The organism is Acinetobacter sp. AOR41_HL, assembly GCF_027854645.1.
Taxonomy (GTDB): domain Bacteria; phylum Pseudomonadota; class Gammaproteobacteria; order Pseudomonadales; family Moraxellaceae; genus Acinetobacter; species Acinetobacter nosocomialis.
Map to the genome: position 1 here is coordinate 96,696 of NZ_JAKTHZ010000029.1, position 19,556 is coordinate 116,251.

The 19,556-nt window shown below is 37.6% G+C and carries 20 protein-coding genes; 9 read left to right on the top strand and 11 right to left on the bottom strand.

Annotation, left to right across the window (positions count from 1 at the left end):
• Window positions 1–327: 327 nt before the first annotated feature.
• Entirely contained in the window at window positions 328–561 is a 234-nt protein-coding gene (locus tag MKL35_RS12585; protein ID WP_002050673.1) for a hypothetical protein, read from the bottom strand.
• Window positions 562–776: 215 nt separating this feature from the next.
• On the opposite strand from MKL35_RS12585, the gene MKL35_RS12590 reads away from it, so the two are divergent.
• The 6 genes from MKL35_RS12590 to MKL35_RS12615 all read left to right on the top strand — a co-directional run bounded on the left by MKL35_RS12590 (window position 777) and on the right by MKL35_RS12615 (window position 5,045).
• Window positions 777–1,136 carry a hypothetical protein gene (locus MKL35_RS12590; RefSeq protein ID WP_002050680.1) on the top strand — a complete coding sequence of 120 codons (360 nt, stop codon included), beginning with the start codon at window positions 777–779 and terminating at the stop codon, window positions 1,134–1,136.
• A 100-nt stretch (window positions 1,137–1,236) separates the two neighbouring features.
• Entirely contained in the window at window positions 1,237–1,563 is a 327-nt protein-coding gene (locus MKL35_RS12595) for a hypothetical protein (RefSeq protein ID WP_002050644.1), read from the top strand.
• 107 nt (window positions 1,564–1,670) lie between these two features.
• Complete coding sequence (gene ftsY, locus MKL35_RS12600) at window positions 1,671–2,777, top strand: signal recognition particle-docking protein FtsY (protein WP_002050665.1); 1,107 nt, start codon at window positions 1,671–1,673, stop codon at window positions 2,775–2,777.
• Between the two features lie 187 nt (window positions 2,778–2,964).
• A complete protein-coding gene (locus MKL35_RS12605; RefSeq protein ID WP_002050635.1) occupies window positions 2,965–3,561 on the top strand; it encodes a nitroreductase family protein in 597 nt (198 codons plus the stop codon).
• Window positions 3,562–3,772: 211 nt separating this feature from the next.
• Window positions 3,773–4,444 (top strand): YccT family protein, encoded by a 672-nt coding sequence (locus MKL35_RS12610; protein WP_017394078.1) that lies wholly within the window; start codon window positions 3,773–3,775, stop codon window positions 4,442–4,444.
• Window positions 4,445–4,520: 76 nt separating this feature from the next.
• Window positions 4,521–5,045, top strand: coding sequence for a GNAT family N-acetyltransferase (locus tag MKL35_RS12615; RefSeq protein ID WP_017394077.1), 525 nt, complete (start codon window positions 4,521–4,523; stop codon window positions 5,043–5,045).
• Between the two features lie 10 nt (window positions 5,046–5,055).
• On the opposite strand, the gene MKL35_RS12620 is transcribed toward MKL35_RS12615, so the two are convergent.
• The 8 genes from MKL35_RS12620 to MKL35_RS12655 form a co-directional block, all read right to left on the bottom strand.
• Window positions 5,056–5,355 carry a cyd operon YbgE family protein gene (locus MKL35_RS12620; protein ID WP_079377014.1) on the bottom strand — a complete coding sequence of 100 codons (300 nt, stop codon included), beginning with the start codon at window positions 5,353–5,355 and terminating at the stop codon, window positions 5,056–5,058.
• Window positions 5,356–5,457, bottom strand: a complete 102-nt coding sequence (gene cydX / locus MKL35_RS12625; protein ID WP_000270276.1) for a cytochrome bd-I oxidase subunit CydX — start codon at window positions 5,455–5,457, stop codon at window positions 5,356–5,358.
• Between the two features lie 13 nt (window positions 5,458–5,470).
• Window positions 5,471–6,616, bottom strand: a complete 1,146-nt coding sequence (gene cydB, locus MKL35_RS12630; protein WP_017394076.1) for a cytochrome d ubiquinol oxidase subunit II — start codon at window positions 6,614–6,616, stop codon at window positions 5,471–5,473.
• Complete coding sequence (locus MKL35_RS12635) at window positions 6,613–8,199, bottom strand: cytochrome ubiquinol oxidase subunit I (protein ID WP_004708483.1); 1,587 nt, start codon at window positions 8,197–8,199, stop codon at window positions 6,613–6,615. The genes cydB and MKL35_RS12635 overlap by 4 nt, the downstream gene beginning before the upstream one ends.
• Window positions 8,199–8,393, bottom strand: a complete 195-nt coding sequence (cydP, locus tag MKL35_RS12640) for a cytochrome oxidase putative small subunit CydP (protein ID WP_004701293.1) — start codon at window positions 8,391–8,393, stop codon at window positions 8,199–8,201. The genes MKL35_RS12635 and cydP overlap by 1 nt, the downstream gene beginning before the upstream one ends.
• Before the next feature lie 375 nt (window positions 8,394–8,768).
• Window positions 8,769–9,377, bottom strand: a complete 609-nt coding sequence (locus MKL35_RS12645) for an OB-fold-containig protein (protein WP_106479790.1) — start codon at window positions 9,375–9,377, stop codon at window positions 8,769–8,771.
• Between the two features lie 25 nt (window positions 9,378–9,402).
• Window positions 9,403–9,711 carry a Rieske (2Fe-2S) protein gene (locus tag MKL35_RS12650; RefSeq protein ID WP_002050689.1) on the bottom strand — a complete coding sequence of 103 codons (309 nt, stop codon included), beginning with the start codon at window positions 9,709–9,711 and terminating at the stop codon, window positions 9,403–9,405.
• Window positions 9,712–9,727: 16 nt separating this feature from the next.
• Window positions 9,728–10,732 (bottom strand): adenosine kinase, encoded by a 1,005-nt coding sequence (locus tag MKL35_RS12655; RefSeq protein ID WP_032011552.1) that lies wholly within the window; start codon window positions 10,730–10,732, stop codon window positions 9,728–9,730.
• A gap of 237 nt (window positions 10,733–10,969) precedes the next feature.
• Between MKL35_RS12655 and MKL35_RS12660 the strand changes: the two genes are divergently transcribed.
• The 3 genes from MKL35_RS12660 (at window position 10,970) to MKL35_RS12670 (ending at window position 17,425) form a co-directional block, all read left to right on the top strand.
• Window positions 10,970–13,063, top strand: coding sequence for a TonB-dependent receptor (locus tag MKL35_RS12660; RefSeq protein ID WP_270913807.1), 2,094 nt, complete (start codon window positions 10,970–10,972; stop codon window positions 13,061–13,063).
• A 250-nt stretch (window positions 13,064–13,313) separates the two neighbouring features.
• The gene (locus MKL35_RS12665; protein WP_002050683.1) at window positions 13,314–16,253 is read left to right on the top strand and encodes an insulinase family protein; all 2,940 of its coding nucleotides are present in this window, start codon (window positions 13,314–13,316) and stop codon (window positions 16,251–16,253) included.
• Between the two features lie 20 nt (window positions 16,254–16,273).
• The gene (locus MKL35_RS12670) at window positions 16,274–17,425 is read left to right on the top strand and encodes a phospholipase A (RefSeq protein ID WP_270913809.1); all 1,152 of its coding nucleotides are present in this window, start codon (window positions 16,274–16,276) and stop codon (window positions 17,423–17,425) included.
• Between the two features lie 42 nt (window positions 17,426–17,467).
• On the opposite strand, the gene MKL35_RS12675 is transcribed toward MKL35_RS12670, so the two are convergent.
• Window positions 17,468–18,805: a TrkH family potassium uptake protein gene (locus MKL35_RS12675; RefSeq protein WP_016804867.1), complete on the bottom strand. Its 1,338-nt coding sequence runs from the start codon at window positions 18,803–18,805 to the stop codon at window positions 17,468–17,470.
• 16 nt (window positions 18,806–18,821) lie between these two features.
• Window positions 18,822–19,472 carry a potassium channel family protein gene (locus MKL35_RS12680; RefSeq protein WP_002050624.1) on the bottom strand — a complete coding sequence of 217 codons (651 nt, stop codon included), beginning with the start codon at window positions 19,470–19,472 and terminating at the stop codon, window positions 18,822–18,824.
• Window positions 19,473–19,556 lie beyond the last annotated feature (84 nt).

Consider the following 19,556-nt stretch of genomic DNA (forward strand, 5'->3'; position numbering starts at 1 on the left):
ACAAATATTGATGACTTGAAATATCTATATAAATCAATACTAAAAAATAATGCTGTGTTATGACTAAGAATAGTGAAGTAGGGTTGCAGAAAAATTAATAACTTTAGTTTTTTCAGATATAAAAAAACGCCACCTGAGCAAGACAAAGCGACTAAAGCTTTGGCGAAGCGCAAGATGAACATAGTTATGGTTAATTTATATTGAACTTTTTACAGGTATAAAAAAACGCCACCTGAGCCACGGCTAAAGTGGCGAAGTAAGGCTTTAGATAAATAGGTAATTTTGGTTTTTGATAGGTATAAAAAACGCCACCTAAGTGACGTCTCTTTATGCTTGCATGGTGGCTAGTTTCTGCCAATATTGTGCTTTCATGGAATCACGTTCTACACGGAAACCTTGATAATATAGCTCTGCTAAGAATAGGGCAGCTTTGCCGTGACCAGCACGCGCAACTTCTTCCAACTGCGCAACAGCATCTTGGAAATTCATTTGAGAGTGAATTGTGTTAACTGCAGTTGCGTATACATGTTCTAAATCATGATGAGAGATACGTTGAATCATATAAAACTCCTTATTTTAATTATGATTACTTTTTCTAAAGGCCACTGCCTTTGAACTAATGTAACTTAGAATTGTTAAACTAATATTACAAATTAATGGATTTGTCAACTATTGTTCAGCATTAGTTGGTTCACTATTAGGATACATGATTAAACATTATTCACAAATAATTTTGAGTAAAATCAATATGAGAATAAAAGACAAGGAGAATAACTATGACAAATACTATCGATGGCTTTGTTTTTGATACTCCTCCTAAAGAGGAGCAAATCATAGAGCTTGCTCATTACCATCGTAAATTATTAGACGAAGCAATTTTCCATCAAGAAATACATTTAGGTGATTATTGTTTGGCGCAACGTAAACGGGTTTTTGACTATGCTCGCCAATTGGATCCTAATCAAAAAGCTTGGTTCTATCAGGTTTATGATGGTGAACTTAGAAAAATTGCAGATGAAGATGAATTGCATCCAGCTGATGCTGAAGAAGGATTAAGTATTTTTGCTATGTTACTGGTGCTAGTAATTATTGCAGCAATCTTATACTTCTCTGTAATACGTTCTTTAATAAGCTAAAGTTTATCATCCAGTAAGGCTAAAGAATATTAGTCTTACTGGATTTTGACCTTGTGCTGAAGTGCATTGAACCCTACACTACATCAATTAGAGGTAGGTCATGCTCACATTCAAAGAAAATTTTCTTAAATTAAAGTCTGAGTTAAAGGCAGACCAATGTTTTAATCTGGTTGTGATTATTATCATTGGCTGTATTTTTATGCTGTCTTATTTAGCATTGCTTCGTCCTGTGAACTCGGAACAGTATCAACGAATTGTACAACTTTCTCGACAGGCTACATATCCTAGAACTCAAGATATGGCAGAGTTGATAATGAATCAATCAAAAATTCATAGGGCAGAGTATCTAAAGTTAATGTACGCTTATCAGTTTGAACATGATCACATCAAGGAATATCCTGCGTTAGCACAAGAAGATACTCAATAAGCATGGTCTTTATTTTAGAAAGGTTTTGCTCGCTATTGGAGCAGGCAAAAACTTGAATTTATGCTAAACTTTCTATTTTTTAACACGCTGCTTTTCAAGGAATCGGCATGCAACAACAATCGAATATGCAAAATAAATTCTTGATAGATGCTGAGATCGGGGATGACGATGTCACATTGCCTAATTTACCTGCTATCGATGTTCCTATCGTTGAGTCACCTGTTAAGCAAGAAGTAAAAGCACCAGAAGTTGTCGAGACAGCACCTTCAACTGAACCAGAGCAACCAAAATCAGGTTTCTTTGGGCGAATGAAAGAAGGTTTAAGCAAAACTCGCCGTAATTTCACCGATGGTATGGTAAATATCTTAATTGGTGGTAAAGAAATTGATGATGAGCTGCTTGAAGAAGTTGAAGAGCAATTATTAGTTGCAGATATTGGTGTAGATGCAACAAAAACGATTATTACCAACTTGACTGAACGTACTGCACGTGGCGATTTGATTTATTCACATTCGCTTTATAAAGCCTTACAAGAAGAGTTGGTTGCTTTACTGGCTCCACGTGTGAAGCCTTTGCATATTGACCCTAATAAATCACCTTATGTGATTTTAATGGTGGGCGTGAATGGTGTTGGAAAAACAACCACTATTGGTAAACTGGCTAAGCGTTTACAAGGCGAAGGCAAGAAAGTCATGTTAGCAGCAGGTGACACATTCCGTGCAGCTGCTACTGAACAATTGCAAATTTGGGGTGAGCGTAACGACATTGCTGTTGTCGCTCAAGGCCATGGTGCAGATAGTGCTTCGGTTATCTTCGATGCTTTTGAAAGTGCGCGTGCTAAAGGTATTGATGTGTTAATTGCAGATACCGCAGGTCGTTTACATAACAAAAGCAACTTAATGGAAGAGCTTAAAAAAGTTAAGCGTGTTATGCAAAAAATTGATGCTACGGCACCTCATGAAATTATGTTAGTAGTAGATGCAGGTACGGGGCAAAATGCAATTAACCAAGTACAAGAATTTGATCAAGCAGTAGGTTTAACTGGTATTACTATTACTAAGTTGGACGGTACTGCAAAAGGTGGTGTACTGTTTAATATTGCTAGTCGTACTCATGTACCAATTCGTTTTATTGGTGTGGGTGAAAAAATTGATGATTTAAGACCGTTCTCGGCAAAATCATTTGTAGCGGCATTATTTGAAACAGAAAAGTAATTTGCAGCTAAACTCTAAAAAAACCTCATGAAATAGTGAGGTTTTTTTATATCCATATCTTTTTTTATTGTTGCGAAAATAAAACGAACTGTCATATTTTTAATGCTGATTATAAGAAATGAGTTTCATAGACTATATTCATTCCCAAACAACGGCCAATGGTCAAACAAATAGGTAGGAAATAAAAATGTCTACTTTCTTAGATAAAATTAAAAACCGTCGTACTATTTATGCAATTGGTAAAAATGTTGCATTAGATCGCACAAAAATTGAAGAAACAATTCGTGAAGCTGTTAAACATAGTCCTTCATCGTTTAATTCACAATCTTCACGTGTAGTTACTCTATATGGTGAATCACATACTAAATTTTGGAATTTGGTTCGTGAGGCATTACGTAAAATTGTTCCTGCAGATGCTTTTGCTGGTACTAATGCAAAAATTGATAGTTTCGTTGCCGGTGTTGGTACAGTACTATTTTATGAAGATCAAGCTGTTATTAAAAACTTGCAAGAGCAATTTGAACTATATGCAGACAACTTTCCAGTTTGGTCTGAACATTCAACCGCAATTGCACAATTTGCAACTTGGACTGCGCTTTCAGAACTTGGTTTAGGTGCTTCTTTACAACACTATAACCCAATTGTTGATGCTGACGCTGCTGAAGCATTTGATATCCCATCAACTTGGAAATTACGTGCTCAATTAGTATTTGGTTCTGTTGAAGCACCAGCTGGTGAGAAAGCATTTATTAACGATGAAGATCGTTTCAAAACATTTAACTAATTTTAGTTAATCAAAAGAGTACCTCAATGGTACTCTTTTTTTTGTGTTCAAAATTAACATGAAAAATAGTTATTTATTATAATTCAATAGTATATTTTAAAAGTTTTAAGTGTAGCTATGCTAAAACAGATAGTGTCATAAAATCGTCATAATCATATTGCATATTGCTCATGTTTTTACAAACTATTAAATATTATAGAGACGTGAACAGATGACTTTAAGATTAAGTGTTGCTGCAATTGGTTTATTACTAAGCGGTTCGGTATTTTCAGCAGTTACAATTACGGCACCTGAGGAAATTGTAATCCTTGCGGTGAACGGTCAAGAAGTCAATTCAGGATTATTCCGTTCCTCTAAAAATAACTACAAAGTTGATGCGGGTGAAACAAACCTAAGTGTGCGTTATCAAGAATACTTTGAACATCTAAATGGTGAACACGATATTGTTAAGTCTGGTGTTGTTACAATTCAAACTCCAACTTTAAAAGATGGTCAAACTTATAAGCTTGCTATGGTGGGTGTACCAAAAAAATATGAGCAAGCAAAGAAATATGCTGAGCAACCAACAGTCGCTTTATATAACTCAAATAACGAACTGGTTGTTCAGCAAACTGGTGCAAACAACGAAGCAAAACCTTGGTTTGCAACGGGTTTGTTGGGTAAGGTGGCTGACTTTACGACAAAGCCTTCTAAACCACAGCCTGAACCTGTTTATGCTGCTGCTAAGCCATCTACTTCTCAAGTTACAACATCTATTGCCGCAACAATACCTTCGGCAGGTGTTGCACAAACAAATGATCAGCGTCTAGTCGAGCTTTGGCAAAAATCTTCTAAGGCTGAGCGTCAAAAATTTATGGCTTGGTTAGCTGAACAATCAAATTAAGCAATTGCTATTCAAGATAAAGCCGATTTAATATCGGCTTTATTCTTTAAATATTTAAAATAGCCTAAGCATATTTATGATGAATTTAAATTTCCGTTTAGCTGAACTAAGTGACATTCCATCACTTTTAGACTTGATTAATCATTCTTATAGAACACAACAAGGTAGAAGCTGGACAACTGAAGTTGAATTCGTGAAAGGCCAACGTATTAGTCAAGAACAATTGACACAGCAATTGAAATTGTCTAACTCGGTATTATTAGTTGCAGAAATAGATTCTTCACAAATTGTTGCATGTATTGGTCTTACATTTCAGAACAATACTGTTGAGATAGGAACATTCTGTACAGATCCTCAAATACAGAATATGAAAGTAGGTCGTTCGGTTTTGGAGTATGCTGAACAGTTCGCTTTGCAAAAAACACCAGAATTGGACAGTGCACTCATGTATGTTTTAAATGTACGTTCGGAGCTAATTGCTTATTATGAGAGACGTGGTTATGCAAAAACAGGTCATGTAGAACCATATCCGATTGAAGCAGACGTTGGAATACCACTTATACCAATTAAACTAATTGAAATGAAAAAGGACCTCAAATGAGGTCCTTTTTTTAGGTTAAAAACCAGATGTAATAGCCTAAAAGCATGAGAGGCCAAGCTACCCATGGGCTAAATAACCATTTCCATAACCAGAAGTGTGGTACAAAACCAACCCCGTAAATGAAGCCTCCAGAAATACCCACCATCACCAGCATAAGCTGGCTATGATTGTAGTGTCCGTTTGCATCTAACATGAGGGAAGGATGCACCAGTAAAATTACAGCAAGCGGCAATGCCAACAGAAATGAAATGGCCATTGCGAATGCTTGAGCTTTTCGTTGATTTGGTGCTGTCATTGCGTTTGCCATGATTTATTCCTCATCTAAATTTTGATGATGTTCGATATAAAGCGCACTGAGTACACCCGCAAAACATGCCATCAAAATTCCAAGAATCCATGCGAAATACCACATATGCTTCTCCTTATTAGTACAAGCTGTGCGAGTTTGACTCGATATGTTTGTTGGTAATCACGCCCCACATTTTGTAATACGACCAACTGGTGTAGAGCAAAATGATCGGAACGAATATGCATGCAGCAACAGTCATAACCCCTAAAGTACGATGGCTTGATACCGCATCCCACATTGTTAAGCTAGAGTTTGGATTGACACTTGATGGTAATAAAAATGGGAAGAGTGCAAAACCAGCAGTTAAGATCGCACCTACAATCATTAAGCTTGTGCCAGCAAAGCTTAAGCCTGCTTTTGCTTTTGATGCTGTAAAGAATGCAATAATTGCCCCTAAAATTGCGAGAACTGGAGCGATCTTGGTAATTGGATAATTAGTGTAATTGTTCATCCAACCTGAGTTGTTATTTGTGACTACCTGTTTAGCTAAAGGGTTAAGTGCAGCATTTGTATCAATTGCTGCAGCATAGCTATAACCAGGAACTTGACCGAAGTATAACCAAGCTCCAATAACAAGAAAGCAAACCAAGAATACTGCTGCCATAATTTGAGTGGCCTTAGCAGAACGCTGTTTTAAAGCGCCGTCTGTGCGAAGCATAAGCCAAGCACCGCCGTGCGCACACAACATAGATAAACTGACAATGCCGCAAACTAAAGCAAACGGGTTAAGAAGAGCAAAGAAGCTACCCGAATATTCAGAGCGCAATGTGCTATCTAAACTAAAAGGAATACCTAAGAATAAATTACCGAATGCTACACCGAAAACTAGAGCAGGCACGGCACCACCAATACAAAGGCCCCAGTCCCAAGAGTTGCGCCATTTTTTATTTTCGAGTTTAGAACGATAGTCAAAACCTACAGGGCGTAAGAACAGGGCAAAAAGCACAAGTAATAAGGCCCAATACATTCCGGAGAATGCAACCGCGTAAACCATTGGCCACGCAGCAAATAAGGCGCCACCTGCTGTAATAAACCAGACCTGATTACCATCCCAGTGTGGTGCTATGGTATTAATAGCAGCACGTCGTTCGTTATCAGTCTTGCCAACAAAAGGCATGAGTGCCATTGAACCCATATCGAAGCCATCGGTTAAAGCAAACCCAATAAGCAAGACCCCAACTAACACCCACCATATGATTTTTAGGAGTTCGTATTCAATCATGATAAAGCCTCCCCATTAACAGCTGCTTTTGGCTCTTGTTTTTCAAAATGGTATTTACCAGTGTGAAGTGAGCTTGGTCCTAAGCGAGCAAATTTAATCATTAAGTACATTTCAATAATTAAAAGGACGGTATAAAACGCTGCTAACGCGAGGATGGAACCCCACACATCGCCTGTACTTAAACTTGAAGCTGATAAGTGTGTTGGTAAAATCTCACCAATAGACCACGGCTGACGGCCGCCCTCAGCTACATACCAACCAGTTTGTGCAGCAATCCATGGAAGTGGTAAGGCAAATAATGCATATTTAAGTAGCCAAGGTTTATTCTCAGCATTTCTTTTCGCAACAGCCCAAGTCGCTAAAATGAAAAGAAGCAACATTAAGAAACCAGATGCAACCATTGCACGGAACGAGAAGAATAACGCTGTAACATTTGGAACAGTATCTTTCACAGCTGCTTGAATGTTTTGTTCGCTTGCATCTACAACATTTGGTGCATATTTTTTAAGAAGTAGGCCATAACCTAAATCTTTTTGATTTTTTTCAAATGAAGCTAACAACTCAGGTGAGCGATCACCAGCACGTAGTTTTTCAAGTTCAGCATAAGCAAGCATACCGTTACGAATACGCACTTCATGCTGTTGCATTAAGTCTTTTAAACCAGTGACTTCTTTAGTTGTTGAACGAGTTGCAATTAGACCTAATGCATATGGAATTTTAACTGCATAGTCTGTTCGCATTTCTTCATGGTTGGGTACACCAAATAACGTAAATGGGGCTGGAGCAGGGTGAGTATCCCATTCTGCTTCAATTGCAGCGAGTTTAGTTTTTTGCACATCACCTAGCTCATAACCAGATTCATCACCAAGCAAAATCACTGAAAGTGTAGAGGCAAGACCAAAAATGGCAGCAATTGCAAATGAACGGCGGGCAAAAGGAAGGTCACGTTTTTTGAGTAGATAGTAGCTTGAAATGGCAAGTACGAAAATCGCACCTGTTACATATCCGGCAGAAACAGTATGTACAAATTTAACCTGTGCAACTGGGTTGAAAATAAGTGCACCGAAATCGACAAGCTCCATACGCATGGTTTCGAAGTTAAATGCTGCACCTACTGGATTTTGCATCCAGCCATTCGCAACTAAGATCCAGAGCGCTGACATGTTAGAACCTAAAGCAACTAACCAAGTTACTCCTAGATGTTGAACTTTACTTAAGCGGTCCCATCCGAAAAAGAATAAACCAATAAATGTTGACTCAAGGAAGAATGCCATTAAGCCTTCAATTGCTAATGGTGCACCGAAAATATCACCTACATAATGTGAGTAATATGCCCAGTTTGTCCCGAATTGGAACTCCATGGTTAAGCCTGTAGTTACACCTAAGGCAAAGTTAATACCAAATAATTTTCCCCAAAACTTAGTCATATCTTTGTAAATTTCTTTACCAGATATCACATAAGTTGTTTCCATAATAGCCAGAATAAATGCAAGGCCTAGGGTCAAAGGTACGAAAAGAAAGTGATACATTGCGGTCATGGCAAATTGGAACCGCGAAAGATCAACCACGCTTTCAGAAATCATCAACGTGTCTCCTTAATGTGGGAAGTGTTATCGCCTGCAATATGCTCGGCGACCTGATTGTCAAAATTTTTGGGGATAGTGGGAGCGTCAAACCAAATATGTTTGATTGTTAAGAGAAGCACGACTTTAATTATTAGAATAATCGTAATTTCTCTAACTAATTTGGCATTAATATCTAGATTTTTAAGGCTCATAAAATAAACCTCGATACATATTAATTTCATTATTAATCAAAATATATTAAAAATAAACAATAAATATATTTTAAATAAAAACTTAATTATCTTTTTTATGTAAAACAATATCTTATGTATTTAAATAATTTTAAATAAAATATCTTACTAAAATAGTTTGGATTGATTATTAAATCCAACTAAAACACTTGTAAATAAATATTTTAAGTTGATTAAAATGGTATGGTTAAATTTAATTCTGATTAAAATGGTTGGATATAATAAAGTTATTTTTATTTCTAACTAAAATAGTTGGATTAATTTTAATTAAAAAATAAAAAGATAGAAGGGAATAATAAAGTTATTAAACTGATAAAAGACAAAAATTATGGAAAATTAATCGGGTGCAAAAAGATCGTTTGATAAGGAGATTTTTTTGGCAACATAATGGCTTTTATGCACTTTAATAAGAATGACTTGTGAATATAATTCTAGCTCGCCATATTCTGGTTCAACTTGCACGTAGTGTAGTTGGCCGAACTCATCACGTACACGTGCTTGAGCTGAAAAACCGGGTCTGGCACTACCACTAGAGATAGTTGCTAGTCGCCCTAAAAGATTGTAATTGGTATGTGTATGCTTTGGTTTAATCACTTGATCAAGACAATGAATCATAAATACGGTAAAAAAGATTGCAATGACCAGTGCAGGGATGATTAAGTAAAATGGAGTGATAAAGTAATGCTGTATAGCAAAGAAAGACAGCTGTAAGAAGTAACCAGCAAAACTGAAATTAATGAGTAAAAAAACAAAAATTAGAGCTTTAGAAAACTTAACATTAAGTATAGGTGAGTTAGTAAGCCAGTCTGGTGCAATTTTTTTTAGGAGTTGACTCGGCCGTAACCCGATATACATACCAATAGTTTCTACCACACTGAGCAATATCAAAGCCACAACACTTAAATGAAATGGCATAAGATAATAATTAAAAAAGTAATCAGCCATGGTAGAAACTCTAATGTTGATGATCTCAGTCTACGATATAAATACCGCCATCTGAATGTACTTTAATCTCAACTTTATTTAAAAAATCACCTAAACAAGGACCTGAAATACATTCGCCAGTTTCCACGTTAAATAAAGCACCGTGAGTAGAGCATTGAATATATTCTTTGTCTTGGTCTAGAAATTGATTTTCTAAATACTCAAGTTCGGTTTGCAAATGCGGGCATAAATTCTGATAGGCATAGAATGAGCCATCACGCTGTGTAATGAAAATAGTCGTTCCTTGTAAAGTGTCAAAAGCTCTAGCTTCACGCTCAGGAACTTCTTCCGTCATACAGATCCTTTCCATTTCAAGCACATTCCTTCTGAAAATTTTCGAGAAGTTTAGCATAGTCATTAATGGCTAAACGAGGACCAAATTGAGACACAACTTCACTAGAAATTAAGATGGCTAACTGCGCCGCAGCAGTTAAATCTTCATGATGATTTAATGCATAGAGGAAGGCACCAGCAAAAGCATCACCAGCGCCATTGGTATCTACAGCTTCTACGTGACGGCCAGGTACATGAAAATGTTGGGTTGAATTTGCAACTAAAGCACCTTTGGCACTTTGTGTAATCACAACAGTATGGTTTTTAAAACGCAACTGAGTGAGTGCATCCTCAATAGTAGAAGTATTGGTATACATTAAAGCTTCTTGTTCATTACAGAACAATAAATCTACACCATCATCCATAAGCTCTTCTAAGCCTTCACGTGCGTATTGAACCATTGCAGGGTCTGATAAAGATAACGCAATTTTAACGCCGTGAGCTTTAGCTATTTCTCGAGCTTCTTTTACCGCTTTACGTGCCGTTTCACTCGTAGAAAGGTAGCCTTCAATATAAAGCCATTTTGCTGTTTTTAATGGCTCAAAATCGATTTGGTCTTGAGAGAGTTCAGCTGTAATACCTAAATAGGTATGCATGGTACGTTCAGAATCTGGACTAATAAGTACCATACAGGTGCCTGTTACACCTTCACTGATTGACTTTGGCGTAGTCTGAATGCCTGCATCATTTAGACCTTGCAGATAAATTGAACCCAAATCATCGTTGCCAACGCGGCAACCATAAAAAGCAGTTCCACCTAATGCACTAAAAGCTACAGTTGTATTTGCAGCAGAACCACCACTTGCTTGGCCTTTGTAGTCTTGAGTTTGCTTTAATTTTTCATAAAGGGCAGATTGTGTTTCACCGTCAGACAACTGCATGGTGCCTTTTTGTAAGCCTTGCTGACTAAGAAAATCATCAGACACTTTAAATTCTTGGTCGATTAATGCATTACCAATTGCAAAAAGATCTACAGTTGCCATATGTGTTGTCACAGAATAAAAAATCAGACTGATAATTTTACACCATTGCTAACATTTGCTGTAGTTTATTGAATAAAATTCAGGTAATTCAGCAGTTAGTAGAGTTTTATTGTTTGCATAAGCAATCGAAATATTCTTTTTAATAAATATTATCAATTAATAATGATTCTTGATAATATTTACAAATGTATAGTATTTCATTGAAACTTCGCCTGAAATTATTCATAGCGAACTTACATGAAACGTTCTATTTTATTTATTTCATCAGTTGGGGTTATAACAGGCCAAGTATATGCCGTAGAGACAGACTCACAGGCTGTAACCAACCTTCCAACGATTTCAGTCAAAGCTGACAAGGAAAACAGTTTAAAACAAGAGGTAGGACAAGCATCAAGTGCCACTAAAGGACTTATGCAATTAAAAGATGTTCCTCAAATTGTAAATGTTGTACCGAAACAAATTCTAAGAGAGCAGACAGTGACTTCTATGCAAGGTGCTTTGCAAAATGTTGCCGGTTTGAGCTTTAGTGTGGGGGATGGACAACGTGATCAGGTCATGATTCGCGGTTTCTCTGCAATCACAGATAATTATGTAGATGGTATTCGCGATGATGCTTTGTATTTTCGTGATATGTCGAATGTTGAACGAGTTGAGGTACTAAAAGGACCTGCTTCTGTATTATATGGACGCGGTTCGGCGGGTGGTTTAGTTAACAAGATTAATAAAAAACCAATGGATCAATCTTTGCGTGAAGTGAGCCTGATTGGTAGTACTACAGGGCAACGTCGTGCAGAAGTCGATGTAAATGAAAAAGTAGCCGAGAATGTTAAAGTTCGTTTAACTGGTGCAGTTGAAGACTCAGATGGTTATCGCGATCAGGCATTTTTAAAACGACAGGCGGTGGCTCCATCTGTACAGTGGGATATTACTGATAAAACCAAACTTTTACTTCAGGCTGACTATTTGCATGATGATCGTCTAGCGGATCAAGGCTTCCCGACAGATCCAATTACAGGTAAACCAGTTAAGACAAACCCTAAAACTTTTTATGGTGCATTAAACGGTAAAGAAGTTGGGGATGTCGATACTGAAATCTCAAGCCAGACTATCAGCTTAGATCATGAGTTCAATGATCAACTCAAATATCATGGTGCAGTTCGCCACTATAACTACTCGTTAGACCGTCAATATAGTGTTGATACGCATCCTGCTGATAAGACAAAAATTACTTTGACTCAAAATAAACGCCTGCGTAATGAAGATGGTGTGTATGTTCAGCAAGAATTAAGTGGTTTATTTAATACAGGTTTCTTAAAGCACAATACCTTAATTGGTGCTGAATATAGCAAACAGCATAAAGATGAGATACTTTGGCAAGGTGCTAAGACAACTACTGATTTATATGATCCTAAATTAGATTACTGGGCGCCTATTAATACTGGAACAACAGTTGCACGCAATAACAATAGTAATACCTTTGAAAACTATGGTGTGTATCTGCAAGATTTAATGACAGTAACAGATCAGCTTAAAGTTTTAGTTGGTTTACGTTATGACAATCTATCTCAAAATCGTGATGATAAAACGAGTACGAATTTAGACTTAGACCGTACTGACAATACTTATTCTCCACGAATTGGGGTGGTCTATCAGCCAGTAAATAATCTTTCACTTTATACTTCTTATAATCGTTCTTTCCAGCCTTTAGCTGATTCATTTGTTTTTTATCAAAACAGTGATGATTTAAAACCAACAAAAACTGAAAATTATGAGGTGGGTGCAAAGTGGGATGTGAATGATCAACTGAATGTGACATTGGCTTTATTTGAAATGAGCCAAACCAATATTCAAAACCAAGATCCAGCTAATCCAAATCAAGCACTATTGGCAGGCGAGCAAAAAACAAAAGGTGTTGAACTTTCATTAACAGGTCAGTTGACTGATCAGTTGTCAGTGCTAGCTGGCTATTCTTATATGAATGGTAAGATTGAAAAGTCGACTGTTGGATTTACGGGTAATCACTCAGCGCTTACGCCAAACAACACAGCTAACCTGTGGTTAAAATATCAAATTAATGATCATTGGTATGCAGCTGTAGGTGGTCGTGGTGAATCATCGCGCTTTAGTGCACCAGATAACAAAAACGTTTTACCTGGATATGCGGTTGTAAATGCAGCTTTAGGTTATCAAAGTGAACGTTATGATGTGAACTTAAACCTAAATAACTTGTTTGATCGCGATTATTTTGTTTCAGGCCATAGTGGAGCAAATGATTCAAATATGATGGGTGACCCTTTAAATGCTCAAGTTGCACTTCGCTATCGTTTTTAATTGAAAAAGTCTAAAAAGCTCATCATTTTGGTGAGCTTTTTTATTTGTCGTGTAGCATATAGATAGTATTAAAAGGTTTTGTTCTGGTAGGATACAACTAAGTTGGCTATGTGCTTGATATCAAAGCTATGCCCATGAAAACTAATACTCAACAAAAACATAGTATTTTACTTGGCTTTTGTTCGCCAATCTCAAGCCGACTCAGGCTATAATGAGACTTATTCACTTATCCGATATGTTAGGAGATCACATGACTGTAGATGTCACTGAAACCATTTCTCAAACTGTTCACCCTGCGTTTCAGTTGCTACGTCAGCACCATGTTGAAGCATTAGATATTTTAGTGTCTGAATATAAGCATAAAGTCACAGGTGCGGTGCATTATCACTTGGCAACTGATTATGATGAAAATGTATTTCTTGTTGCGTTCAGAACACAACCTATGGACTCTAAAGGAACTGCACATATTTTAGAGCATACCGCTTTATGTGGTTCTGAAAAGTTTCCTGTTCGTGACCCATTCTTTTTAATGATTCGCCGTTCATTAAATACATTTATGAACGCGTTTACAGCAGCAGATTGGACAGCCTATCCATTTGCGACTCAAAATAAGAAAGATTTCCAAAACTTACTCTCTGTTTATCTTGATGCAGCTTTCTCGGCAAATTTGAATCCTCTTGATTTTGCTCAAGAAGGAATCCGTATTGAACTTGAAAACGGTCAGCCTGTATATAAAGGCGTAGTGTTCAATGAAATGAAAGGTGCGATGAGTGCGCCGTCTGACCAGCTTTATCATCAGTTGGCTCATCATCTATTCCCTGAAACTACATATCACTACAACTCAGGTGGTGATCCAAAAGATATTCCTGATTTAACCTATGAACAGTTAGTCGAATTTTATAAAACCCATTACCATCCAAGTAATGCGGTATTTATGACTTTCGGTAACCAAACGGCGTATGAGTTACAAGAGCAATTTGAAAAACTAGCTCTACATAAATTTACTGCGGGTACAACTTTATATTCAAAACCAGAAAAACGTTTAACAGCTCCTGTTGAAGTCACTGAAACCTATGCTGTTGATGGTGATGAGTTAAAAGACAAAACTTACCATGTGTTGTCTTGGTTGTTACCACAAGCGAGTGATATCAAACTACGTCTAGGTATGCGTTTGGTCGAAGGTGTTTTACTAGAAAACTCTGCTTCACCACTACGTCATTATTTAGAAACTTGTGGTTATGCTCAGTCGACTGGTCCTTTAATGGGAGTAGACGACAGTAATTTTGAAATGACATTCTATTGCGGCGTTCAAGGTTCAAATCCAGAGCATGCACAAAGCTTTAGAGATGGTGTCTTAAATGTTTTACGTGAAGTGGCTGCAAAACCAATTGACTCATCGTTAGTTGATGCAATTTTGCATCAAATCGAATTGCATCAACGTGAAATTAATGGTGACGGCACACCATATGGCTTAAGCCTGATCTTAAATGGTTTAAGTGGGGCTATTCACCATAACGACCCGATTCAAATTTGGGATGTTGACAGTGCTATTGCTCAGGTCAAAGAAGAACTTCAAGACCCAATGTGGTTATCTAATTTAATTCAAACACATTTGTTAGATAATCCGCACCGCGTACAAATGACTTTAGTACCTGATGCAACCAAGTCAGTAAAAGAGCAAGAAGCTGAAAAAGCACGTTTAGCTGCGATTGGTGAAAAGCTCACTGAAGAAGACAAAGCAGAGATCGTTGCTAAAACCAAAGCGTTACAAGAGCGTCAAGATACGCCAGATAATCTTGAGCTATTACCAAAAGTAGGCCTAGAAGACGTTCCAGCTGACTTGCATATTGTACAAGGTCAATTGCGCGAAATTATCTGTAATCGAATGGATACGCCGTTGAATTTGTATCATGCAGGAACGAATGGTATTTACTATCAACAAGTTCTCATTCAGATTCCTGATGATGTTGTTAAATCGCCATACTTTAATTTGCTCTCTATCTTAATGGGTGAAGTTGGTGCAGGTGAGTATGATTATCTTGAACTACAAAACTTACAAACAGCTGTAAGTGGTGGTTTGGGAATGGGTGCTTCGTTGCGTAGCAAAGTTGACGATAAAGACAAAATTAGCGCTTGGTTAACATTAACGACTAAATCTCTAACGCAGAAGTTTGATGCAATTCATTTATTGAAATTAGCGTTTGAACAACTCCGCTTTGATGAAAAAGAGCGAATTATTGAGTTGTTGCAACAACGTAAGACACGCTGGCAGTCTCGTTTATCTGGTGCTGGTCATAGCTACGCGATGCAGATCGCTTCTCGTAATATGAGTGCATTGGCTCAACGTGACTATCAAAACACAGGTTTAGGTGCGTTGAACTGGTTAGGCGAGCTTGTTACTAACATTACTCAAGACGATGCTGCTTATGATGCCCTGATTGCTGAATTGAAGCATATCCATACCAAACTATTGCAAGCGCCTAAACAGTTCTTGCTTGTATGTGAAGAGCATCAGTCAGAGCGTTTAGTTGAAGAAATTCAAAACGTTTGGGATAAATTAAACGTTGATACAGCAGCGGCTGAGTTAACCCAAGTCGAGCAAGAAAATGATAATGAACATGAAGCTTGGTTAATTCAAACCAATGTTCAGTTCTGTGCCTCTGCATATCAAGCAGTTGAAGTGTCTCATCCGGATGCGGCACCTTTAATGGTATTGGCAGCCTACTTGCGTAATGGCTTCTTGCACAGCGCTATCCGTGAAAAAGGTGGTGCTTATGGTGGTGGTGCTAGCTATGATGGAAATGCATGTTCATTCCGTTTCTTTAGTTACCGTGATCCTCGTTTAGCTGACACGTTTAAAGACTTTGAAGCGAGTGTGCAATGGTTGTTAAATACAGAGCAACAACCTCATCAGCTTGAAGAAGCAATTCTTGGTTTGGTGGCGAGTATGGATAAACCTGGTTCACCAGCAGGTGAGGCAATTACAGCGTGTTATGCACTGTTACATGCAAGAACTCCAACTTTCCGTCGTACCTTACGTGAAAGATTATTGCATGTAACTTTAGATGATTTACAACGTGTTGCACGTCAATATTTAATTGAACAAACACCTGTAAAAGCTGTGGTTGCACCTTTTGCAAAACGTGATGAATTGCAACAACTGGGCTTTACGATTAAACAAGTTAATTAAAATAAAAATTGGAGATGAACATGGCGTTCAGACAATTTGAACGCACATCTTTACAGCTAAGTATGGGGACCCTGCTTAGCTGTTTATGTGCGTCGGTGGCATATGCTGACACCTTAGCCCCTGTAAAACCTGCGACCGTAGATGCATGTGTTGCCCTAGCTTCAAATGCTGATCGCCTAGCTTGTTATGACTCTGTATTTAAGCCCTCAGCTTTACCCGCTGTTCAAGCTGCCGCAGTACCAGAGCCTGTTAAAAAAATTGATAAACCTGCTGTTCAGCCTGAAACTTTTAAAGAGAAGGTTGTAGATACGGTTAGTAATATTAAAGTAATAGGGAAAGCTCCGAAAATTGAACCTACTACTTCTTTATTAGACCAACGTTGGGAGTTATCTGAAAAAAGTAAACTTGGTGTTTGGAACATTCGTGCTTATCAGCCTGTCTATTTGCTACCTGTATTTTGGACCAGCGATAAAAATGAATTTCCAACTAGCCCAAATCCCAATAACACAGTTAAAGAAGCTCAAGATTTGAAATCTACCGAAACTAAATTTCAAATTTCTTTGAAAACTAAAGCTTGGGAAAATATTTTTGGTAACAATGGTGATTTGTGGGTAGGTTATACCCAATCTTCACGTTGGCAGACCTTTAACTCTAAAAAATCTCGGCCTTTCCGTGAAACAAACTATGAGCCTGAAGCTAGCTTAATGTTTAGAACAAACTATGAGTTACTCGGTTTAGATGGTCGCTTGCTTGGTGTCACTTTAAATCACCAATCGAATGGTCGTTCAGATCCGTTATCTCGTAGTTGGAACCGTGTTATCTTTAATGTCGGCTTAGAGCGTGGCAATTTTGCTGTAATGCTTCGTCCTTGGATACGTATTAATGAAGCTGCCAAAGATGATAACAACCCCGATATTGAAGATTATATTGGACGAGGCGATTTGACCGCTTTTTATAAGTGGAAAGATAACGACTTCTCCCTAATGTTACGTCACTCTTTAAAAGGTGGAGATGACTCTCATGGAGCTGTTCAGTTTGACTGGGCATTCCCAATTAGTGGTAAGTTACGTGGTCACTTCCAGCTATTTAATGGATATGGTGAAAGCTTAATTGACTATAACCACCGTGCAACTTATGCAGGTTTGGGTGTTTCACTCATGAACTGGTACTAAGTTCGAACCCATAAAAATGCCGCTTTAACAGCGGCTTTTTTATTAACCAATTTGAATGTTGGCCTGAGGATGCTTGAGACGGCTCTTTTTAGGAGTAGCAATTAAATACGCCAGTGTTAAAGGTCCAAGTCTCCCAGCAAACATAAGTAAACTTAATATAAACAGGCTACCGTTATGTAAATCTGGCGTGATACCGCGGGAAAGGCCTACCGTACAGGCGGCTGAAACGACTTCAAATAGTAAGTTCATAAAGTCGGCTTTTGGTTCTAAAAGCAAAAGTATAAAGAACCCAATAAATATGAGTATGCTGGTAATCGCAGTAACTGCTAACGCCTTATAAGTAGTTTCGTGGGAAACAGAATGATTAAAAACCCTGATTTCATCGGTACGTCTTAAAAAGGACAGGACACTTAAAACTAATATAACAAAAGTACCCACTTTTATACCGCCAGCAGTACTTAATGAACCACCGCCAATAAACATAAGTAGCATCATAAGCAAAGAACTACTATTAGTCATTGCACCTGTGTCAATGGTGTTAAACCCTGAAGATCGTGGAACAGTCGCTTGGAACCAAGCATGTAAAGCTTGATCACCTACGCTTAGCATTCCTAGCGTATGAGGGTTTTGTGCTTCCATTGCCCAAATTAAAATAAAGGCCACTAAATTAATAATGGCAATAGTCGTTAAGATCAGTTTGCTATTTGGGCTAAGTTTTTTCCATTTTTTATTTTGTTTAATATCCATGAGAACTAAAAAGCCAAGTCCACCTATTGTATAAAGCAAACTTACCGTAAGGCAGATCACATAGTTGTTTTGAAAACCCATTAAACTATTATTAAATAATGAAAAACCGGCATTATTAAACGAAGAGATACTATAAAAAATTGCATAATACAAACCACGAGCGAAGCCAAAAGCTGGTGTAAATGCACAGGTGAGAATGACTATGCCGATCAGTTCAAATAGGAGAGTATAAGTCACTACTCCTTTCGCTACGAAGGTCACTTTTGATAGGCTCGTTTGACCCAGGCTGTCCTGAGCCATCATTTGCTGCTTAAGGCCAATTTTAGGCGAAAGACTCAGTGCGGCCAAAATAGCAAAAGTCATGAAGCCTAAACCACCTGACTGAATCAACAATAAAATAATGACTTGCCCAAAGAGTGTAAAAGATTCATGAATATTTAGAACGGATAAACCTGTAATCGTGACTGCCGAAGTTGCTGTAAATAGTGCATCCATCCAGCTGACATGTCCGTTATTGGCAATTGGAAGTTTGAGTAATAATGTGCCAAAGACAATAAAGCCTAGAAAACCCAGCGCTAAAAGAGAAGGTGGGCTTAGGTTTAATGTCTTATGTGGTTTAGGCTTAAGAGACATATTTTTGGGTTCGTTCTTATAGGAAACAATTAGAGAGCTTTTTAAGTTGCTGTAAATGACCTTCTAAAATAAGAATATCATGCGTTTGTAGGGTAAAAGTCTCTTCAGTTTCAAATAAAATTTGCTGCTGTCGTTTTACAAGTAAAGTTTTAACTTGCGGTGCTTGTTGCATAATCCCATACAAATTAATGCCATTTAATTTCTCGGGAATATCGATTTTCACAATATAGTGATCATCATCTAAAGACATGTAACGACTTACCATTGGATAATTAAGTGCTTGCGCAACACGTACACCCATGTCTTCTTCGGGATGAATGATTTTATTGATATTGAGGTGAGACAAAATTGTGTGATGAGCCTTTGTCTTTGCTTTTACCCAAATTTTATCAATACCAAGATTTTTTAAATTCAGCACACATAAAATACTGGCCTCAATATCTTCACCAATTGCAACAACAACCGCATCACAATTTTGAATATTTAATTCATCGAGTACATGTTCATCAGTAGCATCAGCAATGACAGCATGAGTTAAAACATCGGCGAGATTTTCAACATTCTTTTTGACTGTATCAATGCCAATAACATCATGATTTAATTTTGTGAGTTCTTGAGCAACTGTTGCTCCAAAACTTCCCAAGCCGATGACCGCGAACTGTGCCATAAATAACCTTTTATACTTAATTAGGGCTTTATTTTTAATGATATTTTCTTTGAGATAAAGAGAAGCAATGTAAATATAGAAAAT

Bases quoted from the DNA above. Each gene is read 5' to 3' on its own strand.
- MKL35_RS12585 (WP_002050673.1), bottom strand. From the start codon at position 561: ATGATTCAACGTATCTCTCATCATGATTTAGAACATGTATACGCAACT.
- MKL35_RS12590 (WP_002050680.1), top strand. From the start codon at position 777: ATGACAAATACTATCGATGGCTTTGTTTTTGATACTCCTCCTAAAGAG.
- MKL35_RS12595 (WP_002050644.1), top strand. From the start codon at position 1,237: ATGCTCACATTCAAAGAAAATTTTCTTAAATTAAAGTCTGAGTTAAAG.
- ftsY (WP_002050665.1), top strand. From the start codon at position 1,671: ATGCAACAACAATCGAATATGCAAAATAAATTCTTGATAGATGCTGAG.
- MKL35_RS12605 (WP_002050635.1), top strand. From the start codon at position 2,965: ATGTCTACTTTCTTAGATAAAATTAAAAACCGTCGTACTATTTATGCA.
- MKL35_RS12610 (WP_017394078.1), top strand. From the start codon at position 3,773: ATGACTTTAAGATTAAGTGTTGCTGCAATTGGTTTATTACTAAGCGGT.
- MKL35_RS12615 (WP_017394077.1), top strand. From the start codon at position 4,521: ATGATGAATTTAAATTTCCGTTTAGCTGAACTAAGTGACATTCCATCA.
- cydX (WP_000270276.1), bottom strand. From the start codon at position 5,457: ATGTGGTATTTCGCATGGATTCTTGGAATTTTGATGGCATGTTTTGCG.
- cydB (WP_017394076.1), bottom strand. From the start codon at position 6,616: ATGATTGAATACGAACTCCTAAAAATCATATGGTGGGTGTTAGTTGGG.
- MKL35_RS12635 (WP_004708483.1), bottom strand. From the start codon at position 8,199: ATGATTTCTGAAAGCGTGGTTGATCTTTCGCGGTTCCAATTTGCCATG.
- cydP (WP_004701293.1), bottom strand. From the start codon at position 8,393: ATGAGCCTTAAAAATCTAGATATTAATGCCAAATTAGTTAGAGAAATT.
- MKL35_RS12645 (WP_106479790.1), bottom strand. From the start codon at position 9,377: ATGGCTGATTACTTTTTTAATTATTATCTTATGCCATTTCATTTAAGT.
- MKL35_RS12650 (WP_002050689.1), bottom strand. From the start codon at position 9,711: ATGACGGAAGAAGTTCCTGAGCGTGAAGCTAGAGCTTTTGACACTTTA.
- MKL35_RS12655 (WP_032011552.1), bottom strand. From the start codon at position 10,732: ATGGCAACTGTAGATCTTTTTGCAATTGGTAATGCATTAATCGACCAA.
- MKL35_RS12660 (WP_270913807.1), top strand. From the start codon at position 10,970: ATGAAACGTTCTATTTTATTTATTTCATCAGTTGGGGTTATAACAGGC.
- MKL35_RS12665 (WP_002050683.1), top strand. From the start codon at position 13,314: ATGACTGTAGATGTCACTGAAACCATTTCTCAAACTGTTCACCCTGCG.
- MKL35_RS12670 (WP_270913809.1), top strand. From the start codon at position 16,274: ATGGCGTTCAGACAATTTGAACGCACATCTTTACAGCTAAGTATGGGG.
- MKL35_RS12675 (WP_016804867.1), bottom strand. From the start codon at position 18,805: ATGTCTCTTAAGCCTAAACCACATAAGACATTAAACCTAAGCCCACCT.
- MKL35_RS12680 (WP_002050624.1), bottom strand. From the start codon at position 19,472: ATGGCACAGTTCGCGGTCATCGGCTTGGGAAGTTTTGGAGCAACAGTT.